This window comes from Bacillus sp. EKM501B (genome assembly GCF_011800505.1).
GTDB lineage: Bacteria > Bacillota > Bacilli > Bacillales > Bacillaceae_G > Bacillus_A > Bacillus_A cereus.
Window position 1 is genome coordinate 40,490 of record NZ_JAALFZ010000001.1, and the last position, 16,123, is coordinate 56,612.

Sequence of the window (16,123 nt, forward strand, 5' to 3'; positions counted from 1 at the left end):
CCGCTCCTTATATTATATTATCGGCTCCAGAATCTTCCTTGGGCAATGCCTTCTATAAATGATTCAATTGAAGTATTTGTTAAGTTGTAAACTCCTGCTCCATCCAGTTTAATCTTACTATGGTCCAAAGCATGAGGATTACTAAGGACATGAGCTATCGGTTTAAAATGTTTAAAAGTAGTTTCTGCAAATTCTAAAACAGGGGGTTGAATGACAGACTCACTACTAAACACTAATACTGCATCAAAAAGGGAGGAGTCTGTTGTTGTATAAGTATCAGTTACTTTAATGGAATCATTGAACTGATAAATTTTATTATCTATGATACTATAGTTAATTCGGTGTTGTACAAAAGCTTGAATCCATTCGGACAGAAGTGAGACGCTTGGATCACCATTTAATAGAATTGCAACATTTTTGGAATCAGATTTAAAAATAGTATTGGACATACTTAGTGCAGGTGATTTTGCATCTGAATTTACTTCGTGATTTTCCTTAGGTAAAGGAGCTCCAATAATGTTAGCGACTTCTTGTGCTAATTGACGATCGACGTGGTTTAAGAGAGCAATTACATTTGCCTTCACCATGTCTGATTTACACTTCCCAACTTCAAAGCAAAAAGCTTCTTTTATGTGCTGCTTTTCAATAGGGCTCATACTATTGTAGAAAAGTTTAGCCTGAGAATAAAAGTTAAGAAAGCTTTTACTGCGACCTCTAATTTTATGCCCATCAATCTTTTCTTGATAATGTTCATATCCTCCTTGTTCGGCTTGGACGGTTGCAGGTTGATTGTTATTTAATCCATTAGGATGATAGCTTGTTTGACCGCGATGAATCTGCATTTGATGCATACCATCACGTTGATTATTATGAAAAGGACATACAGGCTGATTAATAGGAATTTGATGGAAATTAGGGCCCCCTAAACGAGATAATTGTGTATCTGTATAGGAGAATAATCTTCCTTGCAGAAGAGGGTCATTTGAAAAATCAATACCTGGTACGACATGACCAGGGTGAAAAGCTACCTGCTCTGTTTCAGCAAAGAAGTTATCAACATTTTTGTTCAGTGTCATTTTACCAACTAATTTTACGGGAACTTCTTCTTCTGGCCATAATTTCGTTGGATCTAAAATATCAAAATCAAATTTATGTTCATCTTCTTCTGGAATTAGCTGTAATCCAAGCTCCCATTCAGGATAATCCCCTTTTTCAATTGCTTCGTATAAATCTTGACGATGAAAATCAGGATTTTTCCCGGCAATCTTTTGAGCTTCATCCCATACTAATGAATGAATCCCGAGGGTAGGTTTCCAGTGAAACTTTACGAAATGGGCTTTTCCTTCTGCGTTAATGAGTCGAAATGTGTGAACTCCAAAACCTTCCATCATTCGTAAACTACGCGGAATAGCTCGGTCGCTCATTTGCCACATGACCATATGAGTGGACTCAGGATTATGCGCAACAAAGTCCCAAAAGGTATCATGAGCGCTAGCTCCTTGAGGAATATCATTATGTGGTTCTGGTTTAACTGCATGGACAAAATCAGGAAATTTAATAGCATCTTGGATAAAGAATACTGGCATATTATTACCCACTAAATCATAGTTTCCTTCATCTGTATAAAATTTTGTGGCGAATCCGCGTACATCTCTTACTGTGTCGTTGGATCCTTTAGAACCTTGAACGGTTGAGAACCGTACAAATACAGGTGTTTTCTTTGAAGGATTAGTAAGAAAATCTGCTTTCGTATATGTTTCTAAAGATTCATAAAGCTGAAAATAACCATGAGCGCCAACCCCGCGTGCATGAACAATCCTTTCGGGAATTCGTTCGTGATCAAAGTGGGTCATTTTCTCACGAAAGTGAAAATCCTCCATTAAGGTTGGGCCTCTTAAGCCCATCTTTAAAGAAAATTCATCTTCAGCTATTTTTACCCCTTGATTTGTTGTTAAAGCATGTTTGCATTGATTGTCAGTAACGTGATGCTTCAATTGTTCCGTTTTTTTATTCACAATATAGGCCCCTCCTTTACTCTGTTAATTAATAGATACCCTTTTTATTAGGTCGTAAACATGTATTATCGTTTTTGTATGTAAAAATCATAAAATATCGGTTGTTTCAGTGATTCTTGTTTGAGGAAGCAAAATAAAAAAGCCAAGGATAATTTATTTTCTCCTTGGCGTTTAAGATATTTCTTTTCGTTAAAACGAAGAAACGCGTTGCTTCGTTTTTGGTACAATAATAAATTTGATCCAGAGTAACCCGACAATCATAATGATAAGGCTATGTAAAAATTGACCTGTAGCAATGAGTATAACACTCGAAAATACAATGAGTTGAATACTTAGCAATATAAAGATTAAGCTAAGAAATTGTTTCATTCTTTCTTCAGTATGGATTGGATATAATGCTGCAATAATATTTCCCGAAAAATATTTCCATAGTGAACGAAGCTGCATAGAGATCATATATAGAACGATGTAAGTGATAGCACCTTTTACGTATATATTTGGTATGAAATATAAGGCGAAAGCACCGATCAATCCTAAGCGAATATATATACCGAAATAATCATTTCCACGTAAAAATGCTAGTGTATGTAAGTAGAAGAAAGTTGCTCGTTTTTTATGTAATAAAGGTTCAATCCAATTTGTAAGCCATTTTCTTTTATTTACTTGTTTATTCAGTTGCGGAACATCTGTGAAAATGCTAGCAAATTGATAAAAACGAACGTTCATTTTTTCTTCTTGCTCGATTATGTAATCCCACGGTATTCGTTTTGTAGGCTGTTTTTTCGTATATAGAAGTAGGAAAGCAAGTAGTAAGAGTAGTCCGCCCAATATGAGAACATTTGCGGAATAAAACAGCATGTAAATGATTAGGGCGTTACAAGTAATACGAATGATCAGCCATATATTTTTTTCGTGACTATCACGCCACATCCAATGTATGTACATGTTCCAGGCTTTCGTAATCATTAACACGATAAAGATTGTACATAAAAAAGGTACAGTTAATTGTAATGATTGCATAGCAAGTGGAACGAGAATAAGGAACGTAAATAACAATGGGAAAAGCTGCATGATGTAATTGTATAGAAGAGATTTTTTGAAATAGGATGTTAGTTTCTCTTCTAATGCAAGCAAATAGACAGCATCAGGTTTTTGAATAAATGTACGGATAGGGCATCTCGTTATAATGAACGTAAGTACAATCGTTATAATTATTAAAGATATTCCTTTAGAAGGAGATGCTTTTAGAAACTGAGCATAATAATATGCACCAACGCATGAAATAAAGATAAAGCTATATAGTAAACCGTTAATCATACGTGCAAAGTATGTAATGATATTTTGAATATGTTGTTGGAAGCGACTGCTCCATAGCGATTCGATTGACATGTTTTTCACCTCTTTGTTCTATTATATATGTTTTACAAAAGAAAAAACGAGCAAATTGCGTTATGCAACTTGCCCGTTTTTCTTTTCGTTATTTTTTTTCTGATCACGATTCATTAATGGATAGAAAGCAAATCCAATTACGAATAAACCAATTCCGAGAAGGAACGTTTTTATATCGGATGCGCCAGTTTTAATAACCCATAGTGCGTAGCAAAGTGCGATAACTGCGACTATGCCATCTGTAATTCTTGCCCGCATTTCATTTTTATATGTTTCACCAGTTGCGACTAGTTTTAACTGGAAGATTGGTGAAACGAGATATGGAATGAGGTAGGCCAGTGTTGATACGGTAATAACGAATGTATAAGCTTCCGCAATGGTTCCTGATAATGTTGAGAATAGGAATACTTGCGACATAATGTTTGTTAATCGTAATGAGTAAATTGGACTTCCTTTTTTATTTGTTTTCGTGAAGAAGGAAGGGAAGAAACCTTCTTTTGCTGCTTGATAAGGTACTTCTGAGCTTAATAAAATCCAGCCTAAGATAGAACCGAACAGGGAAGTAAGAGCAAGTAATGCCATCAGTTTCCCGCCGCCGTGACCCATTGCAGCATTTAGTGCATCTGCTAATGGACGTTCAGAAGCTTGTAATTTATCAACGTGAAGTACACCCATTGTTAAAATTGTAATTCCTAAGTAAATCGCAACTGTAATAAGTAATCCCGCAACTGTTGCACGTTTTACCGTTTTTGGAGAAACAGCACGGTTTGATAAAAGAACGGCTGATTCAATTCCGATAAACGCCCAAAGCGTTGTAAGAGCAGCTAAATTTACTTGTGAAAGAAGACCATGTGATGCACCTGATTTATCAATCATCGGTGTGTACCATTGTCCAAACTTAGAAGCTTCGAATGCAAATAACGTAACGACGATGAATAAAAGGAATCCAGTTACTTTCGTTGTTGTTGCTAAGAAGTTTAGTTTTCCAGCTCCGCTTACACCGTTTGTTAATATAATATGAGTTCCCCAAAGTAAGATGGAACAAATCGTAAATGTAATTAGTTTTCCGACTTCTACGTTAAACGAGCCGATTGAAAATAGTAGTCGCGTATCTTTCATAATGGGGAAGAAGAGTGATAAATATCCCGCAAATGATGTAATGATGGCAACGTTACTTGCCCAGTTTGCAACCCAATATCCCCATACCATACTGAAGCCAGCCATTTTTTTCTTTTTTGGTGTTGAGAATAAAGCATATGCATGACTTTGTGGTCCTGTCGTTAAATCAGGACGACGAATTGCTAAATTACCGAAAACAAGAGCTAGCATTAAAACACCAAACCCTGTAGTTAACCAAGCTAAAGTGACACCGAGTGGGCTTGCTGTTTGTGCCAACGTACTTGGCACCATGAAAATACCAGCGCCAACCATGTTACCGACAACGAAAGCTGTTAGTACCCAAAAGCCCCATTTTTTTTGTTGCATAGAAAAATACCTCCAAAGTTAGTATAACCAAGTCAAGCGAGGAGATATGTATGTCTTCCTGAGTCAGGAAGAGAAGTCCCAAACAAAACAAAAAAAGCACGTAATCTGCCGCTACATGCTTTCTATCTTATAAGAAACCCACGACATACCTCTCGATAGCTCTCCACAAACGAAACGTTTGTGACAGTTCTGCACTTATTAAATGCAGACCCAGCAAGCGTGCATGGTGGACACGACTTACTTCGGCAACCATTCCTTTCTCATTCCTTCATCAATGCCACTACATCTCCTGAAATGATACTCTTAATGATTGCAACCTCTACCTCACCGAGATACGAATGAGGATTTAAATATTAAATTAACGTCTTTAAGAGTAACAAATGAATTTTTATACGTCAATGGATATAGTAATAATCAGATTATAGAGAAGAGTTTGTGATTAAAAGCGAGTTAGGAGAAGATGTAACGATTATTAGTTCTGCAGAAGAAACAGCGATAGAGTTAAGTACCATTTTACAGCACAAAGGAATTTTGTCTGACAATCTGAATCCGAAGCATCGCTTTTTTACAACGGGATCTGTTTTATCATTTGAACATATTGCTGAGCGATGGCTAGGGTATCAAATTTCTGTAGAATGTGTACATTTGCCTATGAAAAATGCGTGTATACATAATTAAGATTTAGTAAATTACTTTTTTAAATAAATGAGGTTCGTTTCATAAGAAGGAAAGAATAAGCTTTTAATTGAAGTGTTTAAGGGCAGTTCAATTAAAGGGGAGATTGGATTATGGAATTATTAAGATCTCAATTATTTGCTTTAGAGTATATTTCAAAATATGCAGAGAACGAAAAACGTGGGGCTAAAGCAACGATTAATCATATACTTAAAATGTCTAATATTACAGATGAAATATTTGAAGAAGCTGTCGCTAATTTAAAATCTCATGCAAGGATTGCTTTACACTTTCATCCAGACAGACTAGATTCGAATATGAAAAGTGTTGCTGAAGCACTGTTTGAGCAAGGAGTATATAAAAGTCAGTTTGAAACATTGCTATCTAATGGAAGCGTATCTGCTTATCCTGGTGGTGAACGTGACCTTTGGGAAAAGAGAATATTTGGAGGGGCATATCAATTAGAAGGCGTAACGAATGATCAACGGCCAAAATACGGAGCGCTAAATTTAATGTTACATCCAGATGGGCCGGCTCCGCGTTTTGGTTCATGTTATTTTCTCTTATCTCCAAAAGTTTCTTCGCGCTCTACATATACATATTTAGATTCGCATCAAGATCCGAAAGAAAAGGGGACTTATGAGGAGTTTGATATGATTTTAGCTGCTCTTTTGGAAGAGACATTCGTAAGAGATTTTGCAATTGGTGAAGGGAATTTGACGCCAACAATATTAATTAATCATTTACTAGCTAACCTGAAAAGGCCGTTTATAGATTTAGTAAGCAAAGAGCCAGCCCGTAATCTTAATCATTATATTGAAGCGCAGATTCATGGAGAGATTTCTCTTAAAGAAGACGTGGAGGCGCTTGTTGCAGATCCTTCATTTAAGGGTACGGATGTAGGAAAAGTTTTAGAAGAAATTTGCCTGAAGTATGCGATTGATTTGTATTGGCACATCGGTTTTGTACTTGCGGTAGACGAAGTTCCAATGGATTTTAGAGGTTCAAAAATGCCATCTTTAGCAAGACGCATTGCACGGAATCATTGCATCGATGCAAATATAATTGGCTCTGCTGTAGTGGATTTGAAGCACAATCCATTATCTTGGAGTGATCGTGGAACTTATGAAGAAGTGCTTCAGGAATTAAAATTATTATGGCATGTTTTAGTTCGATTTGGAAAACCAAATCGGAAGTAGAACGAAATACTCCGTTTTTCGGAAGTATTTATATAGAAAAGAAGCTGATCTATTTATAGATCAGCTTCTTTTTATAAGATTAAACTAAGTTTAATACAGTTACTTTTTCACGTGTCATAGACTCAAGGCTCTTACGAATACCTTGTGCGCCCATACCTGAACCTTTTACACCGATGAATGGGAAATGGTCAGGGCCACGCTCTGTGCGTCCGTTAATTTGTACAGAACCAGTTTCGATTTTGTTAGCAATTGCAAATGCTTTGTTAATGTCTTTAGTGAAGACACTTGCTTGCAGACCGAATTCTGATTTGTTAGCAATTTCAATTGCCTGTTCATCTGAAGAAACACGGATGATTGGAAGGATTGGACCGAATGGCTCTTCCCAAGCAACTTTCATCTCTTCTGTTACGTGATCGATTAATGTTGGGTAAATTAAGTTACGCTCACGTTTGTTACCGATAACGATCGTAGCACCTTTTTCAACAGCGTCGTCAACTAAACCTTGAACGAAGTCAGCAGATTTGTCGTCAATTAATGGAACGATTGTGCTGTCTTGTTCTGGAGATCCAACTGATAGTTCAGCTACTTGCGCTTTTAATAAGCTAACAAGCTCGTCCGCTACGTTTTCGTGTACAAGTACACGTTTAATAGCTGTACAACGTTGACCAGAGTAAGAGAATGCACCGCTTACGATATGGTTTGCAGCATCTTGTAAGTCAGCATCTTCACGAACGATACCAGGATCTTTACCACCAAGTTCTAATACAAGTGGAATCATTGAAGCTTTTTTCGCTAAATGTTTACCTGTGTTTGTACCACCTGTGAACGATACCATATTGATGCCTTCGTGCTCTACTAAGTAGTCACCAATTACAGAACCGCGTCCTGTAGCTACGTTTACAAGACCTTTTGGAAGGCCAGCTTTGTGAAGTGCTTCAACCATTTTAATACCACTAATTGCACCTTGAGTTGCTGGTTTGAAAATAACAGCGTTACCCATAATTAATGCTGGTGCAAGTTTTGCAGCAGATAAGTTTACTGGGTAGTTAAATGGTGCGATTGCTAATACAACACCAAGTGGTGCGCGTTGGATAATCGCAAGTTTAGATTTTGTACCGCCCGGGAAGCTATCGCCCATCATGCTTTCTCCGTGCATATGTAAAGCTTCTTCGATCGTGTAACGAATGAAGTCAGCTGTACGAACAACTTCTTTCTTCGCATCTTTATATCCTTTACCGACTTCTTTCATAATGATATCGGCAATTTCATCCTGCATATTTACGAGCTCATCAGCCCATTTATATAAGTATTTTGCGCGATCTTGTAGGGAAGCTTCAGCCCATGATTTTTGAGCTTCTTTTGCAGATGCAATTGCTTCATCCACTTCTCCGCGAGTAATTGCTTGTACTTGTCCAATTACTTCGTGTAAGTATGGAGATGGAATTTCGATTGTTTCTCCTGAAGAGCTTTCTCTCCATTCTCCGTTTAAATAAAATTTGTACGTATTGCTAGTTGTCATGATTAGTCCTCCTAAAATAGCAACTTGTAAGAGCGAGTATAAGGTGATTGTAGGGGGTTTGATAACATTTTTCAAATGAAATGTTTGTGAAAACGATTTCTTATTCTTTTTTTATTTTGTATGCCCTTTCTTACAGAACATTCCCTTATTTCAAAATGGTGTATCATATATTTTTATTTGAAGTGTGAAAAAATAATTGACAGAATACTCAATAAAGTTGTAAGATTATAAATGGAAAATAAATGAAGGGGGTGTGCGTAATGATTGTAATCGTAAATGTAATGGGCTTAGCTCTGTTAAATGGCAGAAAACATTCATATCATTACGCAACCCGTACGGATATATAGGGCATCTTTGTCTTATAAAAAGCGTACGTTGCGTATATCGTAACGTACGCTTTTTATGCATTCCTGTGCATATCGTCAAGCGGCGGTATGCTTTTTTTTGTTTATTTTCCCTTGTTTAGTTCCGATAAAAAACTTTGGAAGGTGGAAAAATGTGATGAGATTGTATGGGTTACGAAATGTAAATGTGATGGGTCTGGATAGTGGATAAAGAAATGAGAGGTAAACGAGAACGAGAAGGGAGAGGTTACATTGTTATCAGTATTACTAAAGTTAAAATGGTTTTTTAGGGAGCACTGGAAGAGATATAGTATTGCCATTGGAGCTCTTTTAATTGTGAATATAGTTGAAGTTATTCCCCCGAAAGTGTTAGGGGTTACGATAGATAATATAAAAACAGGAACGTTATCGAACGAAGCAATTATGCAATCTATTCTTATTTTAATAGGGGTTACAATCGTTGGGTATGGTCTTACTTTCGTATGGCAACATCAATTGTTTGGAGGTGCATTTGTACTTGAGAAAACGATGCGCTCTAAATTTATGGGGCATTTACTTAAGATGACGCCGACTTTTTATCAAAAAAATCGTACTGGCGACTTAATGGCGAGGGCAACGAATGATTTAAAAGCAATCGCTATGACAGCTGGTTTTGGTATATTAACGCTTGTGGATTCTAGTTTATACATGCTTACGATCGTTTTTATGATGGGATTTACAATTAGTTGGGAGCTTACATTTGCAGCGCTTATTCCGCTTCCAATTATGGCGTATGCGATGAATATATATGGAAAGAAATTGCATGAAAGATTTACCGTTGCGCAAGATGCGTTTGGTGATATGAACGATAAAGTGCTTGAATCAATCGCTGGTGTGCGTGTTATTCGTGCATACGTACAAGAGAATGCAGATGAGGAAAGATTTCATCACTTAGGAGATGACGTCTACGAAAAAAATATGAAAGTAGCGAGAATTGACGCATTATTCCAACCAACTGTGAAAATGCTTGTTGGCCTTAGTTATTTAATCGGTTTAGTGTACGGGGCATATCTTGTATTTCAATCAAAGGTAACACTTGGTGAACTTGTTTCATTTAACGTGTATTTAGGGATGATGATTTGGCCGATGTTTGCAATTGGTGAATTAATTAATGTTATGCAAAGAGGAAATGCTTCGCTTGACCGTGTGAATGAAACGTTAGCGTATGAACCAGATGTAAAGGATCCGAAACATCCAAAGCTTGTGCAAGAGCCGGATTATATTCAGTTTGATGACGTTACCTTTTCATATCCTTCATCAACTGAAACAAATTTAAAAAAGGTTTCGTTTACCTTAAAACAAGGGGAGACGCTTGGGGTTGTCGGAAAAACAGGAAGCGGGAAAACGACGCTTGTACGTCAGCTTCTTCGTCAATATCCACTTGGAGATGGAGATATTGCAGTTTCTGATGTGACATTAGATAAAATGACGAATGAAAATGTACTCGGCTGGATTGGTTATGTACCGCAGGAGCATATTTTGTTCTCAAAAACAGCGCGAGAAAATATTTTATTCGGAAATAGGGAAGCGACTGAAGAAGAACTAGAGAAAGCAATTGAAATTGCTGCGTTTAAAAAGGATTTAGAGTTTTTACCAGAAGGGTTAGAAACGCTCGTTGGAGAGAAAGGTGTTTCTTTATCAGGAGGGCAAAAACAAAGGATCTCGATTGCAAGAGCTGTTATTCAAAATCCAGAAATTTTAATTTTGGACGATTCTTTATCAGCTGTAGATGCTCGTACGGAAGCAGCGATCATTGAAAATATAAGAACGGAAAGAAGCGGAAAGACGACGATTATTACGACGCATCGTTTATCAGCAGTGCAACATGCGGATTGGATTCTCGTTATGGATGAAGGCGCAGTTATAGAAGAAGGTACGCATGCTCAGCTTATCCAAAAGGGAGGCTGGTATGCCGAACAGTTTGAAAGACAACAAGGTGAAAGTGAAAGTGCGGATAGTGGGGTGAAAATATGAGCGTTTCAAAACGATTGTTTCAATACGCGATGAAAGTGAAAGGGACGATTTTTGCTGCGATGTTAATGTTATTTATTTTCGTCATCGCAGAGCTTGCTGGTCCTTTCGTCGCTAAAACGATGATTGACGATCATATCGTCGGGATAGAGAAACCTTGGTATGAAACAGAACAGAGTGAAGATGCTGTTTCGTATAATGGGGCTTTTTATAAGCGAAGTGATCGCTTTGAACAAGGGGAGAAAAAAGGAAAAGAAGTACGCGTGATGCAAGTCGGTTTTCAATATTATTTTGTACCGAATAAAGTAAATGTAGAAGGATCACGTACTGTAAAAGGGGATATGATTACCGTTCAAAATGGTAAGGCGGTGCAAGTTTATAAAGCGAAAGCATTAACAAAGGAAGAAGTATTTGCATTTTATAAGCCAGAAATAAACCGTCTATTATTACTTGGTGGTGGCTATTTTGCTTTATTAGTAGTCGTATCATTATTTGCATACGGAAAGCAGTTCTTCTTGCAAAAGGCAGCGAACAAAATTATTCAAATTATGAGGGAAGATGTTTTTTCTCATATTCAAACGTTGCCAATTCGGTACTTTGATCATTTACCGGCGGGGAAAATTGTTTCGCGTGTGACGAATGATACAGAGGCCATTCGTGATTTATATGTAACGGTGTTGGCAACATTCGTTTCTAGTATCATCTATATTATTGGGATATTTGCTGCGCTATTTTTATTAGATGTGAAGCTCGCTTCATTATGTTTATTAATTATCCCAATTTTAATTGTTTGGGCGATTCTTTATAGAAAATACGCGTCTGTATACAATCATAAAATGCGCTCTCGTTTATCTGATATTAACGGAACAGTAAATGAATCCATTCAAGGGATGCCAATTATTCAAGCGTTCCGTCAAGAGCGTGAAACGAAAAAAGAGTTTGAAGAATTAAATGGCGATTATTTTAAGTATCAAAATAAAATTTTGAATTTAAATGCAGCAACTTCTCATAATTTAGTATCCGTATTAAGAAATATCGCTTTCACAGGTGTGATTTGGTATTTCGGTGGCGCTTCATTAAGTGCTACAGGCGTCATTTCTCTAGGGATACTGTATGCGTTCGTTGATTATTTAACACGATTGTTCTCACCGATTACAAATATGGTGAATCAGCTTGCTAACTTAGAACAATCGCGTGTTGCATCAGAGCGTGTTTTTGAATTGTTAGAGGAAAAAGGAGAAGCAGTAGAAGAAGAGCGTATGCCTCGCTTACAAGGAAATGTGAAGTTTGATAATGTATCGTTTTCTTATAATGGGAAAGATGAAGTGTTAAAAAATATTTCTTTTGAAGCGAAACAAGGGGAGACCGTGGCACTTGTCGGTCATACTGGATCAGGAAAAAGTTCTATTATGAACGTACTCTTTCAGTTTTACGAGTTTGAAAAAGGAAAGCTTACGATTGATGGTCATGATGTAAAAGAGATGCCGAAACAAGCAACTCGTGAACATATGGGAATTGTACTGCAAGATCCGTTTTTATTTAGCGGAACAGTAGCATCTAATGTAAGTTTAGAAAATGAAAAAATTTCAAAAGAGCGCATCGTAAAAGCATTGCGTGATGTTGGTGCTGAAAGATTTGCGAACAATATAAATGAAGAAATTACAGAAAAGGGAAGTACGCTTTCCACTGGAGAACGTCAGCTTATTTCGTTTGCTAGAGCACTCGCTTTTGATCCAGCTATCTTAATTTTAGATGAAGCGACATCTAGTATTGATACAGAAACAGAGGCGATGATTCAACAAGCACTAGAAGTTGTAAAAAAAGGAAGAACGACATTTATTATCGCTCACCGCCTTTCAACGATTAAAAGCGCAGATCAAATTATTGTGCTCGATAGAGGGACGATTTTAGAAAAAGGGTCTCATGATGAACTCATGAAAAAGCGCGGGCGTTATTACGATATGTATAAAACGCAAATGGAAGGAAACCAGAGCGCTTAATGCGGGGAAGAACTTGCGATTATTGCAAGTTCTTTTTTGTTGGCAAAATGTCGGCGATAAAGGTACATAATAAGAAGTATTATTTTACCTTTCCTACAATTAATGCTATATTAAAAAATGTTACTTATTTTTTGTATGTAGCGTTATTTTTCCCTTTTGTTTGATTATGAAGAAAAAGGATAAACTAAATAAGAACATTTTCATTGAAAAATTGTTCAAGATTGCATACAATCAATATAGTTTTTAAATTCCTATCAGAATACTTGGAGGATTACTATCATGAAGAAATTATTTTCAGTGCTTGCAGTAACTACATTAGCGATCGGGATTGTAGCCGGCTGCGGTAAAGAAGAGAAAAAAGATACAGCTAGTCAAGACGCGTTACAAAAGATAAAACAAAGCGGTGAACTTGTAATTGGAACAGAAGGTACATACGCACCGTTCACATTCCATGATTCAAGCAATAAATTAACTGGATTTGACGTTGAACTATCAGAAGAAGTTGCAAAACGTTTAGGTGTAAAACCTGTATTTAAAGAAACACAATGGGATAGCTTACTTGCTGGTTTAGATGCAAAACGTTTCGATATGGTTGCAAACGAAGTTGGTATTCGTGAAGACCGTCAAAAGAAATATGATTTCTCTAAACCGTACGTTTCATCTTCAGCGGCATTAGTTATTGCAAAAGATAAAGATAAGCCTGCTACATTTGCTGATGTAAAAGGTTTAAAAGGAGCACAATCTTTAACGAGTAACTATGCAGATATTGCTAAGAAAAACGGTGCGGAAATTATTGGTGTAGAAGGATTTAGCCAAGCGGCAGAATTATTAGCTTCAGGACGCGTTGATTTTACAATTAATGATAAGTTATCAGTATTAAATTATTTAGAAACGAAAAAAGATGCAAAAATTAAAATTGTAGATACTGAAAAAGAAGCTTCAGAAAGTGGATTCTTATTCCGTAAAGGTAGCACTAAGCTTGTACAAGAAGTAGATAAAGCGTTAGAAGATATGAAAAAAGACGGTACGTATGACAAAATAACGAAAAAATGGTTCGGTGAAAATGTATCTAAGTAGTGCATTAGTTTCAGATCGATTGTCTACTTGGATAGATATTATGCAGACTTCCTTCATGCCTATGCTGAAGGAAGCTGTTTTTACAACAATTCCATTAACGCTTATTACATTTATTATCGGGATTATACTGGCAACGTTAACAGCGCTCGCACGTATTTCAGGTAGTCGTATTTTACAATGGATTGCTCGTATCTATGTATCTATCATTCGCGGAACGCCACTTCTTGTACAATTATTTATTATTTTCTATGGACTTCCAACTCTTAATATTGAAGTTGAGCCATATACAGCAGCAGTTGTTGGATTTTCATTAAATGTCGGTGCATATGCATCTGAAATTATTCGTGCTTCTATCCTTTCCATTCCGAAAGGGCAGTGGGAAGCAGCTTATACAATTGGGATGACATATCCACAAGCATTAAAACGTGTTATTTTACCACAAGCAACGCGCGTATCAATCCCGCCGCTTTCGAATACATTTATTAGCTTAGTGAAAGATACTTCGTTAGCATCGTTAATTTTAGTAACAGAAATGTTCCGAAAAGCGCAGGAAATTGCGGCGATGAACTACGAGTTTTTAATTGTTTATTTTGAAGCAGGTCTTATTTATTGGGTTATTTGTTTCTTATTATCAATCGTACAACAGATGTTAGAAAAGCGTTCAGAACGCTACACATTAAAATAATCCTTTTACAAAAGGAGTTTTTGTTTTTATGATTTCAATTCAGCACTTACAAAAAAGTTTCGGAGATAATACCGTACTAAAGCATATAGATTTAACAGTTGAGAAGGGCGAGGTTGTTGTTATTATTGGGCCGTCTGGATCTGGTAAAACGACATTCTTACGTTGTCTCAATGTATTAGAAACGCCAAACGCTGGTAATATTCGTATCGGTAATAAAGAGCTTAACTTCTCTCAAAAAGTAACGAAGAAAGATATTGTTAATCTTCGTACGCAAACAGGTATGGTATTCCAGCACCATAATTTATTCCCGCATTTAACAGCACTTCAAAATGTAATGGAAGGGCTCGTTACAGTGAAAAAGATGGGGAAAGAAGAAGCGAAGAAAAAAGCAAACTATTTCCTTGAAAAAGTTGGTTTAGCAGATAAAGTGGATTTATATCCGTTCCAATTATCAGGCGGACAACAACAGCGCGTTGGAATTGCTCGCGCGCTTGCGATGGAGCCGGAAGTGTTACTATTTGATGAGCCGACGTCAGCGCTTGATCCTGAACTCGTTCAAGAAGTTCTGAAAGTAATGAAAGAACTTGCTAAAGAAGGCATGACGATGGTTATTGTAACGCACGAAATGCGTTTTGCACATCAAATTGCGAACCGTGTTATTTTCATGGATGGTGGTGTCGTTGTCGAACAAGGTACACCAGAAGAAGTATTTACAAATCCAAAAGAAGAACGTACGAAGAAGTTTTTACAAATGTTGCAATAAATTAAGGAAGGTCTCAAGGCATATGCCTTGAGACCTTTTTGCCATATATATTTATTTGTGGAATCCGCCAAGGCTTTGCTCAGCCATTGCAACTAGACGTTTTGTGATTTCTCCACCAACTGAACCGTTAGCGCGAGCCGTAGAATCTGCTCCTAATTGTACACCAAATTCTTGAGCGATTTCGTACTTCATTTGATCGATTGCAGCTGTTGCACCTGGTACTACTAATTGATTTGAAGAATTTTGGTTTGCCATAGGAATATATCCTCCTTAGAGTTATAAAAGTTTTTTTGGTTGGACTAGCTGGAGTTGAACCAGATTATCGCCCCGGTTGGCGCTAATCCATCGGTAATTAAGTTTGTACTCATAGTATGGATGTTACCTAGAAAGATATACAAAATAATAATTTGTAAATTTTGTAAAAAAACTTATTGATTTCGTAAATTATGAAATAAGAGTAATCGTTGTATTTTTAAGAAAACAGGCCAAACTAAGGAGGATATTAAATATAATTTTCTCATTGTAGCCTGCTACTTGTAGGCTAATTATTAGCTTCTTATATAGGATTTATTGAAATGAAAATGAAATCGGTAGCAACTTTATAGTTCTATTTTTAAGTAGGGATGGAGTGGGCACTCCTATGTCTGGATAGGTTGCTCTCTTCATTCTAAAAAAGAGAGGCTTTAAACGATAACGTATGGAGGAATCATGATGGGGATTTGCCCGCTTTGCAACGCATTAGAATCACAAACATATTCTTGTCAAAATTGCCAAAGTATACTCCAAGATTATGGGAAGTCTGTAGATTACATAGACGATTATAGTGCCTATATGGATCAAGAATTATTAAGTGCAGTAGATGGTTTAACGCATAATAATTCAAATGAATATTGCAATCATATTTTTTATTGCGGAGTATGTAATGTGGAAACTGAGGTTGTAGTAAAACTTGTGTAAATAGA

The 16,123-nt window shown here is 36.7% G+C and carries 12 protein-coding genes, 1 pseudogene and 1 riboswitch; of the genes and pseudogenes, 8 read left to right on the plus strand and 5 right to left on the minus strand.

All coding sequences use genetic code 11. From position 1 onward, the window contains the following. Nucleotides 1-17 precede the first annotated feature (17 nt). From HFD78_RS00250 to HFD78_RS00260, 3 genes are all read right to left on the minus strand, one after another. On the minus strand, nucleotides 18-2,015 hold the full coding sequence (locus HFD78_RS00250) for a catalase (RefSeq protein WP_097814287.1): 1,998 nt from the start codon (nucleotides 2,013-2,015) through the stop codon (nucleotides 18-20). 189 nt (nucleotides 2,016-2,204) lie between these two features. Beyond that, complete coding sequence (locus HFD78_RS00255) at nucleotides 2,205-3,404, minus strand: ABC transporter permease (protein ID WP_000021370.1); 1,200 nt, start codon at nucleotides 3,402-3,404, stop codon at nucleotides 2,205-2,207. A gap of 60 nt (nucleotides 3,405-3,464) precedes the next feature. Continuing rightward, nucleotides 3,465-4,889: an amino acid permease gene (locus tag HFD78_RS00260; protein WP_001186301.1), complete on the minus strand. Its 1,425-nt coding sequence runs from the start codon at nucleotides 4,887-4,889 to the stop codon at nucleotides 3,465-3,467. Nucleotides 4,890-5,037: 148 nt separating this feature from the next. Next, nucleotides 5,038-5,219, minus strand: a riboswitch (Lysine riboswitch). Nucleotides 5,220-5,318: 99 nt separating this feature from the next. Here HFD78_RS00260 and HFD78_RS00265 point away from each other — a divergent pair. Together HFD78_RS00265 and HFD78_RS00270 are read left to right on the plus strand one after the other, a co-directional pair. Next, nucleotides 5,319-5,567, plus strand: a pseudogene (locus tag HFD78_RS00265) (glutamate racemase); the annotation flags it as partial. A 110-nt stretch (nucleotides 5,568-5,677) separates the two neighbouring features. Then, nucleotides 5,678-6,763, plus strand: a complete 1,086-nt coding sequence (locus HFD78_RS00270; RefSeq protein ID WP_191968045.1) for a DUF3626 domain-containing protein — start codon at nucleotides 5,678-5,680, stop codon at nucleotides 6,761-6,763. Between the two features lie 79 nt (nucleotides 6,764-6,842). Here HFD78_RS00270 and gapN read toward each other — a convergent pair whose 3' ends face one another. Further along, complete coding sequence (gene gapN, locus HFD78_RS00275; RefSeq protein WP_000213634.1) at nucleotides 6,843-8,282, minus strand: NADP-dependent glyceraldehyde-3-phosphate dehydrogenase; 1,440 nt, start codon at nucleotides 8,280-8,282, stop codon at nucleotides 6,843-6,845. Between the two features lie 596 nt (nucleotides 8,283-8,878). Here gapN and HFD78_RS00280 point away from each other — a divergent pair. The 5 genes from HFD78_RS00280 (at nucleotide 8,879) to HFD78_RS00300 (ending at nucleotide 15,161) form a co-directional block, all read left to right on the plus strand. After that, nucleotides 8,879-10,639: an ABC transporter ATP-binding protein gene (locus tag HFD78_RS00280; protein ID WP_000953785.1), complete on the plus strand. Its 1,761-nt coding sequence runs from the start codon at nucleotides 8,879-8,881 to the stop codon at nucleotides 10,637-10,639. Then, on the plus strand, nucleotides 10,636-12,636 hold the full coding sequence (locus tag HFD78_RS00285) for an ABC transporter ATP-binding protein (RefSeq protein WP_000116648.1): 2,001 nt from the start codon (nucleotides 10,636-10,638) through the stop codon (nucleotides 12,634-12,636). Before HFD78_RS00280 ends, HFD78_RS00285 begins: the two co-directional genes overlap by 4 nt. Before the next feature lie 279 nt (nucleotides 12,637-12,915). Next, entirely contained in the window at nucleotides 12,916-13,713 is a 798-nt protein-coding gene (locus HFD78_RS00290) for an amino acid ABC transporter substrate-binding protein (RefSeq protein ID WP_000732836.1), read from the plus strand. Next, entirely contained in the window at nucleotides 13,700-14,398 is a 699-nt protein-coding gene (locus HFD78_RS00295) for an amino acid ABC transporter permease (protein WP_000281499.1), read from the plus strand. The genes HFD78_RS00290 and HFD78_RS00295 overlap by 14 nt, the downstream gene beginning before the upstream one ends. A 28-nt stretch (nucleotides 14,399-14,426) precedes the next feature. Further along, nucleotides 14,427-15,161 (plus strand): amino acid ABC transporter ATP-binding protein, encoded by a 735-nt coding sequence (locus HFD78_RS00300; RefSeq protein WP_000623610.1) that lies wholly within the window; start codon nucleotides 14,427-14,429, stop codon nucleotides 15,159-15,161. Nucleotides 15,162-15,212: 51 nt separating this feature from the next. Here the strand turns inward: HFD78_RS00300 and sasP are convergent, their stop codons facing one another. Continuing rightward, complete coding sequence (gene sasP, locus HFD78_RS00305; protein WP_000013338.1) at nucleotides 15,213-15,416, minus strand: small acid-soluble spore protein, SasP family; 204 nt, start codon at nucleotides 15,414-15,416, stop codon at nucleotides 15,213-15,215. A 456-nt stretch (nucleotides 15,417-15,872) separates the two neighbouring features. Here sasP and HFD78_RS00310 point away from each other — a divergent pair, with 456 nt between their 5' ends. Continuing rightward, entirely contained in the window at nucleotides 15,873-16,118 is a 246-nt protein-coding gene (locus HFD78_RS00310; RefSeq protein WP_000510474.1) for a hypothetical protein, read from the plus strand. The last annotated feature ends 5 nt before the right edge of the window (nucleotides 16,119-16,123 follow it).

Coding starts and splice junctions, on each gene's coding strand:
- HFD78_RS00255 (WP_000021370.1), bottom strand. CDS start 3,404: ATGTCAATCGAATCGCTATGGAGCAGTCGCTTCCAACAACATATTCAA.
- HFD78_RS00260 (WP_001186301.1), bottom strand. CDS start 4,889: ATGCAACAAAAAAAATGGGGCTTTTGGGTACTAACAGCTTTCGTTGTC.
- HFD78_RS00270 (WP_191968045.1), top strand. CDS start 5,678: ATGGAATTATTAAGATCTCAATTATTTGCTTTAGAGTATATTTCAAAA.
- gapN (WP_000213634.1), bottom strand. CDS start 8,282: ATGACAACTAGCAATACGTACAAATTTTATTTAAACGGAGAATGGAGA.
- HFD78_RS00285 (WP_000116648.1), top strand. CDS start 10,636: ATGAGCGTTTCAAAACGATTGTTTCAATACGCGATGAAAGTGAAAGGG.
- HFD78_RS00290 (WP_000732836.1), top strand. CDS start 12,916: ATGAAGAAATTATTTTCAGTGCTTGCAGTAACTACATTAGCGATCGGG.
- HFD78_RS00295 (WP_000281499.1), top strand. CDS start 13,700: ATGTATCTAAGTAGTGCATTAGTTTCAGATCGATTGTCTACTTGGATA.
- HFD78_RS00300 (WP_000623610.1), top strand. CDS start 14,427: ATGATTTCAATTCAGCACTTACAAAAAAGTTTCGGAGATAATACCGTA.
- sasP (WP_000013338.1), bottom strand. CDS start 15,416: ATGGCAAACCAAAATTCTTCAAATCAATTAGTAGTACCAGGTGCAACA.
- HFD78_RS00310 (WP_000510474.1), top strand. CDS start 15,873: ATGGGGATTTGCCCGCTTTGCAACGCATTAGAATCACAAACATATTCT.